Raw genomic sequence first — 17,026 nt, forward strand, 5'->3', positions numbered from 1 at the left:
CCACCTTGGGTGCGACCTCCGGATGAGGGACATGGCACGATTCACGGGGTTGTCCGTTCGACGAGAGGGCTGGGGGCCGTGACGTCACCGGAGCAGGGCCGGCTCGCGGGCCCGCTGTCGATGTCGGTGGCCAACCTGTGCCACCGCCTGCAGTCGCAGGTGTCCGCGCGCACCGCCGCCGGGTTCGCCGAGGTGCTGCGCCGGCTCGGCGCGCCGCTGCAGGTGGCCGTCGCGGGCCGGATCAAATCGGGCAAGTCGACGCTGGTCAACGCCCTGATCGGGCGCCGGGTCGCGCCGACCGACATCGGCGAGTGCACGCGGCTGGTGACCCGGTTCCAGTACGGCACGGTGGACCGCGTCGAGATCGTCTTCACCGACGGCCGCAAGCAGGTGCTCCCCTTCGCCGCCGACGGGATGATCCCGGCCGAGCTGGGCGTCGACATCGACAAGGTGTCGCACATCGAGGCGTACCTGACCAACGCCGTCCTGCAGGGCATGACGGTGATCGACACCCCGGGGCTCGGGTCGCTCGACGCCGCTTCGGTGTCCCGCACCGAGCAGCTGCTGGGCGCCGCGAAGCACGCCAAGGACGACGAAGGCTCGGACGAGCTCGACGACACCTCGCGCAACGCCGTCGCCGGCGCCGAAGCCGTGCTGTACGTCGTCACCCAGGGCGTCCGCGCCGACGACCAGCAGGCGCTCGCCGCGTTCACCGCGGCCACGGCGAGCCGCGAGGCGGGCCCGGTCAACGCGATCGCCGTGCTCAACAAGGCCGACACCATCACGCCCGAGTCGGTCGAAGGCTCCGGCGGCGACGTCTGGAAGGCCGCGACGCTCCTCGCCGAGAAGCAGGCGTCGACGCTGAAGCCGCGCGTCGCCGACGTGCTGCCGGTGATCGGGCTGATCGCCGAGTCGGCCGAGTCCGGCGGCTTCACCTCCGCCGACGCCGAGGCGCTGCGGCAGCTCGCCGGACTCGACGACGACATCCTGCAGACCATGCTGATCTCGGCCGACATCTTCACCAGCTGGGAGTGCGACGTCCCGGCGGGCACGCGGCTGCGGCTGCTGGAGAAGCTCGACCTGTTCGGCATCTCCCACGCCGTCGAGGCGATCCGCAAGGAGCCCGAGCTGACGGCGGGTGCGCTGCGGCGGTCGCTGCTCGACGCGTCCGGCCTGGAGGCGGTGCGCCAGCGGCTGTCGATCGTGTTCGCCGCCCGCGCCGACGGCATCAAGGCGGCCGCCGCGCTCGCGTCCGTCACCGCGCTCGCGCACGCCTCGGCCGACCCGGCCGAACGCCAGCGCGTCCACGATGCCATCGAGGTGCTGCTCGCCAAGCCCGAAGCCCACCAGCTGCGGCTGCTCGAAGCGCTGACGCTGGTCGCGTCCGGCGCGGTCGACATGCCGGAGGACCTGTCCGAAGAGGTGCTCCGGGTGGGCAGCAACGCCGACATCGGCGCCCAGCTCGGCAAGCCCGGCGCCCCGCGGCCGGAGCTGGCCGCGCACGCCCTCGAACGCGCGGGCTGGTGGCGCTCCTTCGCGTCCTTCGGCGCGACGCCGGCGCAGAGCCGCGTCGCGCACGTCGTGCACCGCGCCTACTTCTTGATGTGGCAGCAAGTGCGCGAAGCCTGAGTTTGTTTCTGGTTGCCGACTTTCCCTGGTCGAGGCGCTCTCCCGCGTACTGTGGGAAACGTGCGACTGGAAAACACGACATCCTGGCGAGCCGGGTGGAGCAGCGAGACGGACGTCGACGTCGCGCTGTACATCCGCGACGCACTGGCCCTGTCCGTTTCCGAAGAGCAGGTGCTGCCGCCGGTGGAGCCGCGGGTTCCGGTCCACGTCCCGCCGGGGATCGACCGGGCGGCGGTCCAGGCCCAGTGGGCCGCGTGGTGGACCGAGCTGCTGGCGTCGCTGCGCAGCCGTGAAGACCCGGACCCGCGCAGCCCGCGCACCCGGTACGGCAGGCCCGCCCTCGAACCGGGCTCCGCGATGCGGCAGGCGGTCGACCTGTTCGGTCCCGTCGCGGCCCGCCACTTCGCGAACGCCCGCGGGCCCGCGTTGCGGGGGTCGAACGAGCCGTCGGGCGGCACGCCGTGGGCGCCCGGTTTCTACCGGCGCCAGATCGTCGCCGGCGAGCGGCTCGGCCAGCTGGTCCGCGAGGCCGAGGTCAAGCAGGGCCGGCGGGCTTACCCGTTCCGGTTGAACGTCATCGAGATCTCCGTCGCCGGGTCGATCTGGCTGCGCACGGCCGACGACCAGCTGCTGGTCTCGTCCCGGCTCGCCGAGGACGGTCCGGGGCTGGAAGCCGTGCTCCGGGACGTGATCGCCCAGCTGGTCTGACCCCCGGCTTTCATAAACCGAGCACGCGGTCTGATAATAGGCGGCGTGGAAACGACCGTCGACGAGCCGCCGTGGCTGCGCACCGGGTCCTGGATCGGCTGTCCCCTGCTCGGGGGCACGCTCGGCGTGGGCGTGTGGGCCGTCGCCGCCTGGGTCAGCGAGCTGCCCGCGTTCCCGTTCCAAGGCGTGTTCAAGGTGCTCACGAAGCTGCCCCAGCCGTGGGCGACGCTGGCCGCGGTCGCCGGCGGGCTGGTGCTCGGCCTGGTGTTCGCCGTCGTCTGGGCGCACGAGCGCCTGGTGGTCACGGTCTCGCCGACCCGCGTCACGCTGGTCCGCGGCGACAAGACCCGCCGCATCGAGGCCGATCTCGACGCCGTCTACCTCGACGGCAAGGAGCTCGTCCTGCGCACCACCGACGGCCGGGAGATCGCCCGCGAGAAGACCGACCTCTCGGGCCGCGAGCTGGCCCCCGCCTTCGCCGAGCACGGCTACCCGTGGCGTGACGACCCGCCGGTCGAGCGATGAGGACCGTCGACCCGGCCAAGCACGCGGCCAAACGAAGCGCCATCGTGGACGCGGCGGCTGGCTGCTTCGCCGAGAAGGGCTTCGAGCGGACGACGACCGCGGACATCTGCCGCGCGGCGGGCATCAGCTCCGGCAGCCTCTTCCACTACTTCCCCAGCAAGCGCGCGGTGTTCACGGCGATCTTCACCGACGACGCCGTCGAGACGGCCGGACGCCTGGAAACCGCGGCGCAGGCCGCCGACCCGTGGACCGCCCTGCTCGACGTCGTCGCGGAGCTGGCGGGCCAGCTCGCGCACCCCGCCGTCGGCCGGCTGGTCCTGGAGGCCGCCGCGCAGGCCGCCCGCGACGAGGAGTTCGCCGAGCTGATCCACCGCAACGACAGCGCACTGCGTGACGGCTTGGCGGTCCTCGTCGAGCGGGCCGAGGACGCCGGGCTGATCGACCCGGGCATCGAACCGCGAGCGGCCGCCGGCTGGGTCGCCGGGCTGCTCGACGCGATGATTTCGCGGGCCGCGCTCGACCCGGACCTCGATCTCGCCGCCGAACGAGCGATCCTCCGGACGATCCTGATCCGGTTCCTTCGGCCGGTTCCGCCCCCTCCCGGTGGGTGAATCCGCCAGACTGTCGCCATGGCGTGGTTTCGCAAGGACGGAACCGACCGCGGCTCCGTCGCGTCGGACACCGATGTGCACCCCTTGCAGCAGCAGGTCGGCGCGACTGACCTCGAGCGCGCCCTCGCGGATCGCCAAGCGCTGATCCAGATGTGCCTGTACGCCCTGGACCGCGCCCGCAGCGGCGGCGTCGTCGAACGCCTGGAAGAGGGGCTCGCCGCGATCGGCGTCCAGGCCCTGCGGCCCGACGGCGAGCGGTTCGACCCGGCTCGTCACGAGGCCGGCGGCGCGGTCCCGACCGAAGACCCGGCGCTCGACGGCGTCGTCGCGGAAACCGAGGTCACCGGGTTCGCCGACCACGACCGCCTGCTGCGTGCCCCGATCGTCATCGTCTACGCGAAGAAGAACCCGTGAGCGCACCCACCGCGCCGAGCCTGCCTTCGCAGGTCGCGGCGGCGCGAGACCAGCTGCTGACCGTCGTCCGCGACGCCGACCCGGCCGCGGCCAAGTGGGTCGAGGACATCCGGAAGGCCCGGCCGAAGAAGCCGGCCGTCGTGGTCGTCGGCGAGACCAACCGCGGCAAGAGCTCGCTGGTCAACGCGCTGCTCGCGACGCCGGGGCTGTCCCCGGTCGACGCCGACGTCGCGACCGCGACCTACCTGGTGTTCGGCCACGCCGACGCGTGGGGCGCGCAGGCCTGCTACCCGGGCCAGCTCGCACCGGTGCCGATCGACCTCGGCCAGCTGATCCACTGGGTGTCCGCCGCGCACGAGCTGCCCCCGGGCCAGATCCCGCCGCGGTACGTCGAGGTCACCGGTCCGGTGCCGCTGCTCGAGCGACTTTCCCTGGTCGACACCCCCGGCGTCGGCGGGCTCGACTCGCTGCACGGCGAGCTCGCCAAGGAAGCCGCCGCGGGCGCGACCGCGCTGCTGTTCGTCGTCGACGCGTCGGCGCCGTTCACCTCGACCGAGCTGCAGTTCCTGCGTGACGTCGGCGAGCGCGTCGAGACCGTGGTGTTCGCGCTGACCAAGGTGGACGCGTTCCGCGGCTGGCGCGAGGTGATGGCCGCCGACCAGCAGCTGCTGCGCGAGCACGCGCCCCGGTTCGCCGACGCGGTGTTCCACCCGGTGTCGGCGCGGATGTTCGAGACCGCGGCCAAGGCGCCCAACGAGCAGATGGCCGCCATGCTGCGGGAGAAGTCCGGCGTCGCGGCGATCCAGACGGCGTTGCAGGAGCTGCTCGTCGGCCGCTCGGCGATGCTCGGCGAGGCCAACACGCTGCGCGCGCTCTCCAGCGCGCTGGGCGAGTTGAAGGCGAAGCTGCAGGCCGAGAGCCGCGCGCTGTCCGCCGGGGAGGCCGAGGCCGAGCAGCTGCGCGAACGCCGTGACCAGCTGCAGGCCGAGCGCCGGTCGTCGACCCGCGGCTGGCAGCTCAAGCTGCGCGGCGAGGTGCAGCGCACCCGGGTCGAGGTCGGGCACGAGTCCAGCCGGCAGATGCGGGACGCGCAGACCCACTTCCGCCAGCTGATCGACGCGGCCAAGCGCGACGAGCTGGCCGCGCTGCCGCAGCAGGTCGACATCGCGCTGCAGACGACGTCGCAGCGGATCTCGATGCTGCTCTCCCAGCGCCTCAACCAGGTCACCAACGTCTCGCTTTCGGAGCTGTTCTCGCCCGAAGAGCTGGACGTCATCCGCGCGCAGTTCGCCCGGGCCGGCGGCCCGCCGGTGGTGCTGCGGCCGCCGGACAAGAAGCCGCCGACGGCCGAGGACAAACTGCTCGTCTTCATGGGCATCTCCGGCGGCGTCGGGGCCGGCAAGGTGGCGGCGCTGCCGCTGGCGGGCGTCGCGATCCTCAACCCGGTCGTGCTGCCCGCGACCATCATCATCGGCCTCGGCGCCGGCTGGTGGATGGCCCGCACGCGCAAGCACGCGGCCGACAAGCAGCACATGAAGCAATGGCTGGTCGAGGCCATCGCGGACGCCCGCTCGACGCTCGACCAGCTGGTCGCCGAGCAGCTCATCGAAGCCGAACAGCAGCTGTCGATGGCCTTGGACGAGGCGCTGGGCCGGCGCATCGACGCGATCGAGGCCGAGCTGAAGGAAGTCGACAAGACGATCAAGATGGGTGCGCAGGAGCGCGCCAAGAAGATCGCCGTCGTGTCGAAGCGCCTCAAAGAGGTCAGCGACGGCCGCGAGCGCGCCGAAACCTTCCTGACCAGGATCCGGGCCCTGCGGGACAAGACTGCTTGACGCGCGTCCGGTTGTGGAGCGGAACCGAACCGGCATACGGTGAGTCATACCCTCGGACAGCAGGTCAGAGACGGCGTTACCCGGTCAAAAGGGGGAAGTTCCCATGTGGGTCGACGAGAGTGGCGGCAGCGACACCGACGCGAGCGGTACGAACGCGATGACCGTCCACGTCGACGGCCAGGAGTACCAGGCCGAGGTCAACTACGACCTGAACGAGGACGGCGTCAACGACACCGCGATCATCGAGCACGACGACGGCACTTCGCAGGCCTTCATCGACACGAACCACGACGGTGAAGCCGACCAGTACGCCGTGCTGGACGAGAACGGGAAGGTCGTCGACCAGGCCGTCTACGACGAGGCGAGCGGCGAGTGGGTCGAGTCCCACGGCGGCGGCCACGACGACTCGGGCAGCGGCCGCGACGACAGCTCCGGCGGCCACATCCACGCCGACCTGCCGGACGGCGAGGTCGACGCGGGGGCCGCGACCATCGACACCGACCACGACGGCCACAACGACACCGCCATCGTCGAGACGAAGAGCGGCGGCACCATCGCCTTCACCGACAAGGACGGCGACGGCGAAGCGGACATCGCGGTGCAGACCGACGCCGACGGCACGACCACGACGTTCGAGCACTCCGGCCCCGGCCAGTGGACCGAGGTCTCGAGTGGACTGATGGATTCCGGCAGCGAAGGCGACCCGTCCGCCGACGCCGCGTGGGGCGAGGCCGGCACGCAGACGCTGGAAGGCGTCGCGCGCATCGACTCCGGCACGGGGCAGTGGATCTCCCCCAACTAGGGGTAACCGAGGTCACAGTTTGAAAGCCCGGGGCTTCGGCCCCGGGCTTTCTTCATGTCTTCAACAAAAAGAAACCAGCTTCTGAATCGATTCCCTTATCGGTCTTGTGAGAGAACGTACACGTCAGCTCTCTGTTACCTGCCGGTCATGCGGTTACCCTCGAAGAATCCCAAAATCCCGCACACCGGTTCGCCAGCCGGTGTGCGAAGCCATTCGGTCGCCGGCAATGACGCCCGCACCGGGACAGCGTCGTTCCGGTGCGGGCTTGTTTGTCGTCGGAAGTCAGGAGTAGAGATGACCGCAGTCGCCATCCCCGGACTGGACACCGCGCCGACGACGCACACTGGCGTGCTGTCCTTCGTCCGGGAGGTCGCCGAACTGACCACCCCGGACCGTGTGGTGTGGGTCGACGGGTCTGACGAAGAAGCCGCCCGGATCAACCAGGAGCTGGTCGACGCCGGCACGTTCGTGCAGCTCAAGTCGAAGCCGAACTCCTTCTGGGCTACTTCCGACCCCAACGACGTCGCCCGCGTGGAAGACCGGACCTTCATCTGTTCCGAGCGTCCCGAGGACGCCGGTCCGACCAACCACTGGATGGACCCGGCCGAGATGAAGGCCACCATGACCGAGCTCTTCCGGGGCTCGATGCGCGGCCGCACGATGTACGTCATCCCGTTCTGCATGGGTCCCCTCGCCGACGAGAATCCCAAGCTGGGTATCGAAATCACCGATTTCGCCTACGTTGTCGCTTCGATGCGCGTGATGACGCGCGCGGGCAAGGCGGCCCTCGAGAAGTTCATCGCGCCGGACGGCAGCGAACGCGAATTCGTGCCCGCGCTCCACTCCGTTGGTGCGCCGCTCGAGCCGGGCGAGAAGGACGTTTCCTGGCCCTGCAACGAAACGAAGTACATTTCGCACTTCCCGGAAGAGCGGGCGATCTGGAGCTACGGCTCCGGCTACGGCGGCAACTCCCTGCTGGGCAAGAAGTGCTACTCGCTGCGCATCGCCTCGGTGATGGCCCGCGACGAGGGCTGGCTCGCCGAGCACATGCTGATCCTCAAGCTGATCTCGCCCGAGGACAAGGTCCACTACGTCGCGGCGGCGTTCCCGAGCGCCTGCGGCAAGACCAACCTCGCCATGCTGCAGCCGACCATCCCGGGCTGGCGCGCCGAGACACTGGGCGACGACATCGCGTGGATGCGCTTCGGTGAGGACGGCCGCCTCTACGCGGTGAACCCGGAGTTCGGCTTCTTCGGCGTCGCGCCGGGCACCGACTGGCACACCAACCCGAACGCCATGCGCACGATCGAGCAGGGCAACACGGTCTTCACGAACGTGGCCCTGACCGACGACGGCGACATCTGGTGGGAGGGCATGGAGAACAAGCCCGCCCACGCCACGTCGTGGAAGGGCCAGGACTGGACGCCCGACTCCGAGGAGAAGGCCGCCCACCCGAACTCGCGCTACTGCACGCCGATGTCGCAGTGCCCGATCCTCGCCGACGAGTGGGACGACCCGAAGGGCGTGCCGATCTCGGCAATCCTGTTCGGTGGCCGCCGCAAGACGACGGTGCCGCTGGTGAACGAGGCCCGCGACTGGCAGCACGGCGTGTTCATGGGCGCCACGATGTCGTCGGAGACGACCGCCGCGGCGGCCGGCGCGGTCGGCAACGTGCGCCGCGACCCGATGGCGATGCTGCCGTTCCTCGGCTACCACGCCGGTGACTACTTCAAGCACTGGCTGACGCTGGGCAAGAACGCCGACGCGAACAAGCTGCCGAAGATCTTCTACGTCAACTGGTTCCGCCGCGGCGACGACGGCCGCTTCCTGTGGCCGGGCTTCGGCGAGAACTCGCGGATCCTCAAGTGGGTCGTCGAGCGCGTCGAGGGCAAGGGCAACGCCGTCGAGACGCCGATCGGCTTCGTGCCGCGGGCCGAGGACCTCGACACCGAGGGCCTCACCGAGCCGATCGAGGACATCCAGGCCGCGCTCGAGGTCAAGCCCGAGGAGTGGCGCGAGGAGCTGCCGCTGATCGAGGAGTGGTTCCAGAAGATCGGCGAGGTCCCGACCTCGCTGCGCGACGAGCTCGACGCGCTGGCCCAGCGCCTGAGCTGAGTTTGATCAAGGAGAAGGGGACGTCCCGCGGGACGTCCCCTTCTCCGCGTAAATTCACGGCCATGAGACCGTTCCGCTTCGGCGTGGCTTTGGTGGCGCCCGGGTCCCGGGCCGAGTGGATGGACAAGTGCCGGAAAGCCGAGGACCTCGGCTACGACGTCGTCGGCGTGGTCGACCACCTCGGGCGGGTCGCGCCGGTACCCGCGCTCCTGCTCGCCGCGGAAGCCACCGAACGGGTCCGGCTCAACACCTACGTGCTCAACGCGAGCTTCCACAACCCGGTGCTGCTCGCCCGTGACCTCGCCGGGCTCGACCAGTTCACCGGCGGCCGCCTCGAGGTCGGGATCGGCGCCGGATACGTCCGCGCCGAGTTCGAGGCCGCCGGGATCGAGTGGGGCACGCCCGGGCAGCGGTTCGACCGGGTCGTCCGCGCGGTCACCGAACTCGAGCGCGCGCACGAGCCCCGGCCGCCGCTGCTGCTCGGCGGCCGCGGCGACCGCATGCTGACGTTCGCGGCCGAGCACGCCGACACGATCGCCTTCACCGGCACCGCGCCCGGCGCGGCCGAGGGACGGCTGGCCCTGGCCGGCCCCGCCGCGCTCGCCGAGCGCGTGGACTTCGTGAAGCGGGCGCTCGGCGGGCGCGACGCCGAGCTCAACCTGCTGGTCCACTTCATCCGGATCACCGGCGACCGGCGGGCGGCGCTCGAAGTGGCCCACCGGCTCGTGCCGCACCTCGGCGCCGACGAGCTCGGCGAGCTGCCCACCGTCGTCATCGGCTCGGCCGAAGCGGCGGCCGAGCAGCTGCTTCGCACGCGGGAGACCCTCGGTGTCAGCTACTTCACGGTGGTCGAAGAGGACCTGACCCGGCTCGCCCCGGTGATCGAAAAGCTCCGCTGAGTACGTTGTCGGTATGACTGGGGACTTCCGCTTCGGCGTCAACATGCACGTGCCCGACGACCGGGCGGGCTGGGTCGAAAAGTGCCGGAAGGCCGAGGACCTCGGCTTCGACGTCATCGGCGCGGCCGACCACCTCGGGATGGCGCCGCCGTTCCCGGCGCTCGTGCTCGCCGCCGAGGTCACCGAGCGGGTCAAGCTGAACACCTTCGTGCTGAACACGCCGTTCTACAACCCGGTGCTGCTCGCCCGGGACGTCACGGGCACCGACCAGTTCACCGGCGGACGGCTGGAGCTCGGCCTCGGCGCGGGGTACGTGAAGGAGGAGTTCGAGGCCGCCGGGATGCCGTTCCCGTCCGCCCGCGAGCGCGTCGACCACCTCGAACGCGCGATCCTCGAACTCAAGCGGGCCTACGCCGACCCGGAGCACAAGCCCGCGCCCGTGCGTCCCGCCGGACCGCCGCTGCTGCTCGCCGGCCGCGGCGACCGGCTGCTGACCCTCGCGGCCGAGCACGCCGACGTCATCGGCTTCACCGGCGCCGCGAAGACGCCGGACGGCGCCGCCTTGCGGCCGGCGAGCGCCGAAGAAATCGAGGAACGCGTCGGGTTCGTCCGGTCCAAGCTCGGCGGCCGGGCGGCCGAGTTCAACCTGCTGTGCCACTTCGTGCACATCACCGGCGACCGCGCGGGCGCGCTGGCCGAGCTCGAGAAGCAGGTGCAGGGCGTCCTGAGCGTCGAGCAGCTCGCCGTGCTGCCGACCGCGCTGATCGGCTCGCCCGCCGAGGTCGCCGAGCAGCTCCACGCCCACCGCGAGCGGTTCGGGCTGACCTACTACACGATCCTGGAACAGAACATGGACCAGTTCGCCCCGGTGCTCGAAGCGCTCCGATGATCGACGCGACGGCGATCGGCGTCCGGGCCGGCGAACACTGGCTGTTCGACGACCTGGACTTCTCCGTCGAGCCCGGCGAGTGCGCGGCGATCGTCGGGCCGAACGGAGTCGGCAAGTCGACCTTGATGCGGTGTCTCTACGGGATGCAGAGGCCGCAGCGAGGTCGTGTTCTGATCGACCGCAAGGTGCCGGACGAGCGGGACGTCGAGTTCCGCCGCAAGGTGTCGGTGCTGTTCGACGAGTCCGACTTCTTCGCGGAGCTGACGCCGTTGCAGCACCTCGAGCTCCTGGCCGGCTCGTTCGGCGCCGACCTCGGCGACCACGAGGAGCTGCTGCGCGACGCGGGTCTCGGCGAGCGCATGCGTGTCACGGCCGGGCACTTCTCCGCGGGCCAGCGTCGACGTCTGCTGCTGCTCGGCGTCACCGCACGGCCGCACCGAGTGCTGCTGCTCGACGAACCGGAACGCGCGCTGGACGCGGCGGGCAAGGACTGGCTGGTCGAGGTGATCGCCCGCTCGACGGCGGCCGGCGCGGCGGTCGTGGTGGCCACGCACCACCCGCCGCTGCTCGAAGCCGCGGACAGCGTCCTCGAACTGTGGTGACCCTGGCTCCCCGCCGGATGCGGATCCCGGGCCGCAAGCGGTTCGGCGGGATCTTCAGCGGCGACACCGCGTCGTTCGTCTTCCTGTTCGGCTTCGGGTTCCTGTTCACCGCGTTCTTCCACGTCGACGGCTGGCGCCCGGCGCTCTACGGCTCGTCCCACGTGGACTTCCCGGCCGTGCTCGGCCTGCTCACGCTCTGCTGCGCGGTCGGCTGGCGCGGCCTGCTGCGCCGCGGGTTCGCCTGGGTCGAGCCGGCCGAGCTGACCTGGCTCGACTTCGCCCCGGTGGACCGCGGCCGCGTCGTCACGCTGCGGCTGCTCGGCGCCTGGACCGGCGTCCTGGCGGTCACCGGCTACCTGGCCGCGCTGCTGCTCGCCGTCGGCGGGGCCGGGCTCGACCAGTGGCGCGCGGCCGTCGCGGTGGTCGTCGCGACCGCCGTCGTCGCGTTCGCCTCCGCCCGGCGGACGTCGTTGCGGCTGGACGCGGCGGGCCCGCTCGCCCTCGCCGTCGCCGGCCTGGTCATCGCCGCGCTCGGCCTCGGCCCGGTGACCGTGCAGTTCGTCGCCGCGGGCGTGCTGGTGGCGGCGCTGCCGCTGGCGTTCGGCGGCGAGCCGGTGCACCGCGCGGGCCGGGCGACGCTGCTCGCGGGGTGGGACGGCCGGGTGCTGCGCTCGGTCGCCGTCACCTTCCTCGACCCGATGATGCTGCTCCCGCCGGCCACCCCGATCGGGCGCTTCTCACTGCGTCACCCGACCGCGCTCCGGCTGGCCGTGGCGGGCACGCTCGGCCGCTCCCGGTACGCGGGCGCGGCGGCCCTGGTCGGCTTCGCGGTCGTCGTCGCCCACATCGCCCTGCCGACGGTGCCGGGCGCCGTCCTCGTCGGCATCGGCGCGTACGTCGCGCTGACGCCGTTCGCGGGCGGGCTCGGCGAGCTCTGGCGCAACCCGGGCCGCCGCCGGTGGCTGGGGACGGGCCACCGCGAGCTGGTGCTGACCCACGGCCTGGCCCTGGCGGGCGTCGGTGCCTGCTGGGCGGGGCTGCTCGCCGTGGTCACCCTCGCGGGTGGGACGTCGTTCGGCGCGGGCGCCTGGCTCGCCGTTCCGCTGTCGGTGCTCTCGATCCTGCGCACGGTCACCCGGACCGCCGTCGACTACGGGAATCCGGCGTTCGTCGACACCCCGATGGGCCCGATGCCCGCCAACCTCGTGCGCCAGCTCTTCCGCGGTCTCGACGTCCAGCTCATCGGGATCGTGCTGCTCGCCGCCGCCGTTTGACCTACGCTCGCTCCGACGAAGGGAGCAACCAGTGGGTGGCGGACACGCACCGGGCGTCGGGCGGAGGGCGACCAGCGAGTTCCCGGCCGGCTGGACCGACGAGCACATCATCTCGGTCGTCAAGGACGTCGCGAACGACCCCAGCGAGGCCCGGCGACGGCAGCAGAACGGCCGCTGGCGCTGTGCCGGTGAGCGGTTCAACGTGCACCTGATCGTGCTGGTCGAGGAAGACGGCCACGTGCACACCGCGTACCCGGTGGCGGGCCCCGGCGTGCTCCGCAACCCGGACGCCGCCCGCGACCCGGCGAACCCGACGGTGGCCGACCTCAAGGGCAACCGCATCAGCTTCTTCGCCGACAGCATCCTGACCAGCCTCGCCGACCGGCTGTCCCCGGAGGACTACACGCACTACCGGACGCTGCTGTGGTCCGGCGAGTGGGAGGAACTGGCGGACGTGCTGGCCGCGCACGCGGTCAAGCTGGGCTTCGGCTTCTCGGCGGACGAGTTCTCCGACTTCGAGAAGCTGCTCAACAGCTACGACCTGCCGGTGGCGGGCTGCGCGTTCCTCAACGACCGCGAGCACATCCTGAACCAGCTGCGCTCGGTCTAACTCGCCTGGCTGAGCGTCGGCGACCCGGCGGGCTCGACGGCCGCGCGCAGCTCGTCGAGCGGCAGGCCCACGGCGTCGGCGATGGCCGTGACCGTGAAGAACGCCGGCGTCGGGATCCGCCCGGTTTCGATCTTCCGGAGCGTCTCGACGGAAATCCCGGCCTCGGCGGCGACGTCGACCATGCTCCGGCCGGCCCGCGCCGTCCGCAGCGCCTGGCCGAGGCGTTCGCCCCGTTCGCGCTCGTCGTCTGTCAGCGGTACTCGGACCATGGAGCCAATACTAATACCAGAGTTGTCCACAGGTGGTGGACAACTCTGTGCACAGGTGTGGAAAAGCCCCGCCGAACGTCCGTTCGGCGGGGCTCCCACTACACCTTGTGGCGTCAGGCCCCCGGAGGCACCGGAAGTGCCACGCCGGGCAGGCTCTGGTCGTTCGGCACGACGCCGTCGACCAGGTAGGCCTCCACGACCTTGTCCACACCCGCGTTGCCGCCGGCGTAGATGCCGTGGTCACCTTCGCCGGTGATCGTCAGCATCCGCGAACCCGCGAACGCCTTGTGCGCGCGCCGCGCGCCTTCGATCGGCGTCGCCGGGTCGTGCTCCGACTCGACGATCAGCACCGGCGGGACACCCTTGCCGTCCAGCACCGGGAGCGGCGCCGGCTGCTTCTTCCAGAACAGGCACGGCTGGATGAACCAGCCGGCGCCCAGGAGCGGCAGCTGCTTGTCGATCAGCCGCTGCGAGTCCTTGATGGCGCTGTTGACCGTGCCGGTCCACGGACCCTCGTTGCAGGGGATGGTCCAGAAGCTGGCGTCGTAGGCGTCGCCGTCGGTCGGGACCATCAGCGGCTGGGCGCCGGAGGTCTCGGTGCTCTTGTCGGCGGCCTTGACCTTCTGCGCGGCCGACGTCTTGGCCTGCGCCGAAGCGGTGCCCTGGGTCAGCGTGCGGACGCTGACCAGGTAGTCGGCCAGGCCCGGGAAGGAGCGCTTCGAGTAGATGCTCGACGCGATGAAGGCGTCCAGGCCGTTGGCCGACACGGACGAGCCGTCGGGCAGGGTGACCGCGCCCTGGGTCAGTGCGTAGCGGACCTGCTCGTAGGTCTGGCGGGCCGCTTCACCGGTGGTGCCGAAGTGGTAGAGCTTGTCGTACTTCGCCACCCATGGGAGGAAGTCGGAGCGGAAGCGGCGCTCGAAGCCGAGCGGCTGCCAGTCGAACGACTTCTGCCAGGTCGTGGTGAACTCCGTCGCGGAGTCGAGGACGAACCGGCCGGTGCGCGTCGGGTAGGCCTGCGCGTAGTGCGCGCCCATCCAGGTGCCCGCCGAGTAGCCGACCCAGTTGATCTTGTCGCGGCCGAGCAGCACGCGCAGCAGGTCGATGTCCTTGACCGTCTGGTCGGTGTTGATCAGCGGGCCCAGCTCGCCGGACTTCTGCTGGCAGGACAGCGCCGCGTACTTCGTCGCCGCGACGATGAGGTTCAGGTTCTGCCGGTCGCGGTCACGCGGGTCGAGGTCCGAGCCGGTGCCGATGGCGCCACCGCACGTGATGTTCGTGCTCTTGCCGGTACCGCGCGGGTCGAACCCGACGATCTCCTGGTGCTCCCGCAGCTTCGGCTGGTTGCGCAGGCGGGCCGGGAAGTTCCGGCCGGGCGCGCCCGGGCCGCCGGGGTTGGTGACGACGCTGGCGGTCGCGTCCTTCGTCGCCTTCAGGCGGCTGACGGCGATGGTCAGGTCGATCTGGGCGTTGGCCTGGTACCAGTTGCGCGGGGTCTTGTAGGTCGCGCACTCCATGTCCTCGGCGCCCGCGGGCGGGGCCGTCGGCAGCTCCGAAGGAACGGCGCACTTGTGCCAGTCGAGCTTCTGGTTCGCGTACTGCGGCGGGATGTTCGTGGAGTTCAGCGGCTGCTTGGCGGCCGCGGCATCCTGGCCTGCGAACGCAGGGGTGAACCCGGCCAGCAGGGTGCCGGCGATCGCCGGGATCACCACCGCGTAGCGGAGTCGTGTCATACGGTTGCCCCTTATCGGGTTTTCGCGTGCGGAGTCCGGCTATTGATATAGGCCGGGTGAAGGCGGGGCAACCGACGTTGGTCGGCAACGCGGTGCGTGGCGATCAAATCGATATCGGACAGACGTGACTCCCTGTCACCCAGGTTCTAAGGTCAGGCGGTCGGTTACGGGAGTGTTAGGTGAGGTCGATGTCGACTGTGAAGCACGACGGAAAGGTGCGCGGGTCGCGGTTCAACCCCTGGCACCTGCTCCTGATCGTCCCGCTGCTGGTCCTGGTCACGCCACTGTTCAACATGGACGGTCCGCGGCTGTTCGGGATGCCGTTCTTCTACTGGTTCCAGTTCCTCTTCGTCGCGGTCGGCGTCCTCAGCACCTGGATCGTCTACCTGATGACGCGGGGCGAGCGGCCGGCCGGTGACGCCCCGGACAAGCTGAGCGTCGACGACCTGGACGAGGGGAACGCTCGATGAGCAACCTGCAGTGGCCGGAACTGATCATCTTCACGATCCTGTTCCTGCTGGTCACCGTGCTCGGCTTCATGGCGGCGCGCTGGCAGCGCGGCGGCGGGCTGGACCACCTGGACGAATGGGGCCTCGGCGGCCGCAAGTTCGGCTCGTGGATCACGTGGTTCCTGCTCGGCGGCGATCTCTACACGGCGTACACCTTCGTCGCGGTGCCCGCGCTGGTGTTCAGCGCCGGCGCGCTCGGCATGTACGCGCTGCCGTACACGATCGTCGTCTACCCGATCGTGCTGCTCCCGGCGCTGCGGATGTGGTCGGTGTCGCGGGTGCGCGGGTACGTCACCCCGGCCGACTTCGTGCGCGGCCGCTTCGGCTCGCCGATCCTCGCGCTGCTGATCGCCATCACCGGCATCGTCGCGACCATGCCGTACATCGCGTTGCAGCTGGTCGGCCTCGAAGCCGTGCTGCGGACGATGGGCATCAACGGCTCCGGCATCGTCGGGCACCTGCCGCTGCTGATCGCCTTCATCATCCTGGCGGTCTACACCTACCAGTCCGGCCTGCGGGCGCCCGCGCTGATCGCGTTCGTCAAGGACATCCTGATCTACATCGTCATCCTCGTGGCGATCATCTACCTGCCCTCGAAGCTGGGCGGCTGGTCGCACATCTTCGACACGGCGGTGGCGAAGTTCGACAAGACGCCGGCGAAGACCGACGGCATCCTGCTCAACGCCAACAACCAGCTGCAGTACGCGACGCTGGCGCTGGGTTCGGCGCTCGCGCTGTTCCTGTACCCGCACTCGCTGACCAGCGTGCTGGCCTCGCGCGGCCGCAGCGTCATCAAGAGGAACATGGTCGCCCTGCCGGCGTACTCGCTGGTGCTGGGCCTGCTGGCGCTGCTCGGGTACGTCGCGATCACGGCGGGTGTCAAGCCGCTGACGAACGCGGCCACCGGCAAGGCGGACACCAACACGGTCGTCCCGCTCTTGTTCGACGGCCAGTTTTCGTCGTGGTTCGCCGGGATCGCGTTCGCCGCCATCGGCATCGGTGCCTTGGTGCCGGCCGCGATCATGTCGATCGCCGCGGCGAACCTGTGGACGCGCAACATCTACAAGGAATACATCCGCAAGAACGCCACCCCCAAGGAAGAGGCGAAGCAGGCGAAGCTCGCTTCGCTGGTGGTCAAGCTCGGTGCGGTCGCGGCGATCCTCCTGTTGGACCCGCAGTACGCCATCGACCTGCAGCTCATCGGCGGCGTCCTGATCCTGCAGACGCTCCCGGCCGTGGCGCTCGCGCTGTACACGCGCTGGTTCCACCGCTGGGGCCTGATCGCGGGCTGGGTCGTCGGCATCGGCTGGGGCCTGATCATGCTGTACGGCATCTCCGTGCCCGGCGGCAAGCAACACTTCGCCGCCTCGGCGCTGCCGCTCGGCAACCTGTCGATCTTCGGCTGGCACCCGTTCTCGGGCTCCCAGGTCCAGATCTACGTCGGCTTCGTGGCGTTGATCGCCAACCTGGTGGTCGCGGCGATCGTCACGGTGATCGCGCGGCGGATGAAGGTGTTCAACGGCACCGACGACACCAACGCCGAGGACTACCACGCCGACGAGAACGACAAGGACCTGCGCCCCATCGGGGTCCACTGAGTCC

General features: G+C 70.6%; 17 protein-coding genes. 15 read left to right on the forward strand and 2 right to left on the reverse strand.

Annotation, left to right across the window (positions count from 1 at the left end; translation table 11 throughout):
• The first annotated feature begins 120 nt into the window (after positions 1 to 120).
• The 13 genes from SD460_RS06600 (at position 121) to SD460_RS06660 (ending at position 12,913) form a co-directional block, all read left to right on the forward strand.
• On the forward strand, positions 121 to 1,629 hold the full coding sequence (locus SD460_RS06600) for a dynamin family protein (protein WP_290056763.1): 1,509 nt from the start codon (positions 121 to 123) through the stop codon (positions 1,627 to 1,629).
• A 60-nt stretch (positions 1,630 to 1,689) separates the two neighbouring features.
• Positions 1,690 to 2,337 (forward strand): hypothetical protein, encoded by a 648-nt coding sequence (locus SD460_RS06605; RefSeq protein ID WP_318305994.1) that lies wholly within the window; start codon positions 1,690 to 1,692, stop codon positions 2,335 to 2,337.
• Positions 2,338 to 2,382: 45 nt separating this feature from the next.
• Complete coding sequence (locus SD460_RS06610) at positions 2,383 to 2,862, forward strand: YqeB family protein (RefSeq protein ID WP_290056744.1); 480 nt, start codon at positions 2,383 to 2,385, stop codon at positions 2,860 to 2,862.
• Entirely contained in the window at positions 2,859 to 3,473 is a 615-nt protein-coding gene (locus tag SD460_RS06615) for a TetR/AcrR family transcriptional regulator (protein WP_290056745.1), read from the forward strand. The genes SD460_RS06610 and SD460_RS06615 overlap by 4 nt, the downstream gene beginning before the upstream one ends.
• An 18-nt stretch (positions 3,474 to 3,491) precedes the next feature.
• A complete protein-coding gene (locus tag SD460_RS06620; protein WP_290056747.1) occupies positions 3,492 to 3,887 on the forward strand; it encodes a nucleotide exchange factor GrpE in 396 nt (131 codons plus the stop codon).
• A complete protein-coding gene (locus tag SD460_RS06625; protein ID WP_290056748.1) occupies positions 3,884 to 5,722 on the forward strand; it encodes a dynamin family protein in 1,839 nt (612 codons plus the stop codon). Before SD460_RS06620 ends, SD460_RS06625 begins: the two co-directional genes overlap by 4 nt.
• 103 nt (positions 5,723 to 5,825) lie before the next feature.
• The gene (locus SD460_RS06630) at positions 5,826 to 6,524 is read left to right on the forward strand and encodes a hypothetical protein (RefSeq protein WP_290056749.1); all 699 of its coding nucleotides are present in this window, start codon (positions 5,826 to 5,828) and stop codon (positions 6,522 to 6,524) included.
• 294 nt (positions 6,525 to 6,818) lie between these two features.
• Positions 6,819 to 8,639 carry a phosphoenolpyruvate carboxykinase (GTP) gene (locus SD460_RS06635; protein ID WP_290056751.1) on the forward strand — a complete coding sequence of 607 codons (1,821 nt, stop codon included), beginning with the start codon at positions 6,819 to 6,821 and terminating at the stop codon, positions 8,637 to 8,639.
• A gap of 62 nt (positions 8,640 to 8,701) precedes the next feature.
• On the forward strand, positions 8,702 to 9,538 hold the full coding sequence (locus SD460_RS06640) for a TIGR03621 family F420-dependent LLM class oxidoreductase (RefSeq protein WP_318305995.1): 837 nt from the start codon (positions 8,702 to 8,704) through the stop codon (positions 9,536 to 9,538).
• Between the two features lie 13 nt (positions 9,539 to 9,551).
• Positions 9,552 to 10,427, forward strand: a complete 876-nt coding sequence (locus SD460_RS06645; RefSeq protein WP_290056753.1) for a TIGR03621 family F420-dependent LLM class oxidoreductase — start codon at positions 9,552 to 9,554, stop codon at positions 10,425 to 10,427.
• On the forward strand, positions 10,424 to 11,029 hold the full coding sequence (locus tag SD460_RS06650; RefSeq protein ID WP_290056754.1) for an ABC transporter ATP-binding protein: 606 nt from the start codon (positions 10,424 to 10,426) through the stop codon (positions 11,027 to 11,029). The genes SD460_RS06645 and SD460_RS06650 overlap by 4 nt, the downstream gene beginning before the upstream one ends.
• Positions 11,023 to 12,303 (forward strand): hypothetical protein, encoded by a 1,281-nt coding sequence (locus SD460_RS06655; protein WP_318305996.1) that lies wholly within the window; start codon positions 11,023 to 11,025, stop codon positions 12,301 to 12,303. Before SD460_RS06650 ends, SD460_RS06655 begins: the two co-directional genes overlap by 7 nt.
• Positions 12,304 to 12,334: 31 nt before the next feature.
• Complete coding sequence (locus SD460_RS06660; protein WP_290056757.1) at positions 12,335 to 12,913, forward strand: EndoU domain-containing protein; 579 nt, start codon at positions 12,335 to 12,337, stop codon at positions 12,911 to 12,913.
• Here SD460_RS06660 and SD460_RS06665 read toward each other — a convergent pair.
• Together SD460_RS06665 and SD460_RS06670 are read right to left on the reverse strand one after the other, a co-directional pair.
• Positions 12,910 to 13,182 (reverse strand): helix-turn-helix domain-containing protein, encoded by a 273-nt coding sequence (locus SD460_RS06665; protein WP_290056758.1) that lies wholly within the window; start codon positions 13,180 to 13,182, stop codon positions 12,910 to 12,912. The genes SD460_RS06660 and SD460_RS06665 overlap by 4 nt on opposite strands.
• Positions 13,183 to 13,295: 113 nt before the next feature.
• Positions 13,296 to 14,915 (reverse strand): alpha/beta hydrolase, encoded by a 1,620-nt coding sequence (locus SD460_RS06670; protein ID WP_290055689.1) that lies wholly within the window; start codon positions 14,913 to 14,915, stop codon positions 13,296 to 13,298.
• Between the two features lie 188 nt (positions 14,916 to 15,103).
• Here SD460_RS06670 and SD460_RS06675 point away from each other — a divergent pair, with 188 nt between their 5' ends.
• Complete coding sequence (locus SD460_RS06675) at positions 15,104 to 15,385, forward strand: DUF3311 domain-containing protein (RefSeq protein WP_290055688.1); 282 nt, start codon at positions 15,104 to 15,106, stop codon at positions 15,383 to 15,385.
• Entirely contained in the window at positions 15,382 to 17,022 is a 1,641-nt protein-coding gene (gene mctP / locus SD460_RS06680) for a monocarboxylate uptake permease MctP (RefSeq protein WP_290055687.1), read from the forward strand. The genes SD460_RS06675 and mctP overlap by 4 nt, the downstream gene beginning before the upstream one ends.
• The last annotated feature ends 4 nt before the right edge of the window (positions 17,023 to 17,026 follow it).

Source organism: Amycolatopsis solani (assembly GCF_033441515.1).
In the GTDB taxonomy this organism is placed as follows: domain Bacteria; phylum Actinomycetota; class Actinomycetes; order Mycobacteriales; family Pseudonocardiaceae; genus Amycolatopsis; species Amycolatopsis solani.

Excerpts from the sequence above, each read along its gene's own strand:
- SD460_RS06600 (WP_290056763.1), top strand. The coding sequence starts at position 121 with ATGTCGGTGGCCAACCTGTGCCACCGCCTGCAGTCGCAGGTGTCCGCG.
- SD460_RS06615 (WP_290056745.1), top strand. The coding sequence starts at position 2,859 with ATGAGGACCGTCGACCCGGCCAAGCACGCGGCCAAACGAAGCGCCATC.
- SD460_RS06620 (WP_290056747.1), top strand. The coding sequence starts at position 3,492 with ATGGCGTGGTTTCGCAAGGACGGAACCGACCGCGGCTCCGTCGCGTCG.
- SD460_RS06630 (WP_290056749.1), top strand. The coding sequence starts at position 5,826 with ATGTGGGTCGACGAGAGTGGCGGCAGCGACACCGACGCGAGCGGTACG.
- SD460_RS06635 (WP_290056751.1), top strand. The coding sequence starts at position 6,819 with ATGACCGCAGTCGCCATCCCCGGACTGGACACCGCGCCGACGACGCAC.
- SD460_RS06640 (WP_318305995.1), top strand. The coding sequence starts at position 8,702 with ATGAGACCGTTCCGCTTCGGCGTGGCTTTGGTGGCGCCCGGGTCCCGG.
- SD460_RS06645 (WP_290056753.1), top strand. The coding sequence starts at position 9,552 with ATGACTGGGGACTTCCGCTTCGGCGTCAACATGCACGTGCCCGACGAC.
- SD460_RS06650 (WP_290056754.1), top strand. The coding sequence starts at position 10,424 with ATGATCGACGCGACGGCGATCGGCGTCCGGGCCGGCGAACACTGGCTG.
- SD460_RS06665 (WP_290056758.1), bottom strand. The coding sequence starts at position 13,182 with ATGGTCCGAGTACCGCTGACAGACGACGAGCGCGAACGGGGCGAACGC.
- SD460_RS06670 (WP_290055689.1), bottom strand. The coding sequence starts at position 14,915 with ATGACACGACTCCGCTACGCGGTGGTGATCCCGGCGATCGCCGGCACC.
- SD460_RS06675 (WP_290055688.1), top strand. The coding sequence starts at position 15,104 with ATGTCGACTGTGAAGCACGACGGAAAGGTGCGCGGGTCGCGGTTCAAC.
- mctP (WP_290055687.1), top strand. The coding sequence starts at position 15,382 with ATGAGCAACCTGCAGTGGCCGGAACTGATCATCTTCACGATCCTGTTC.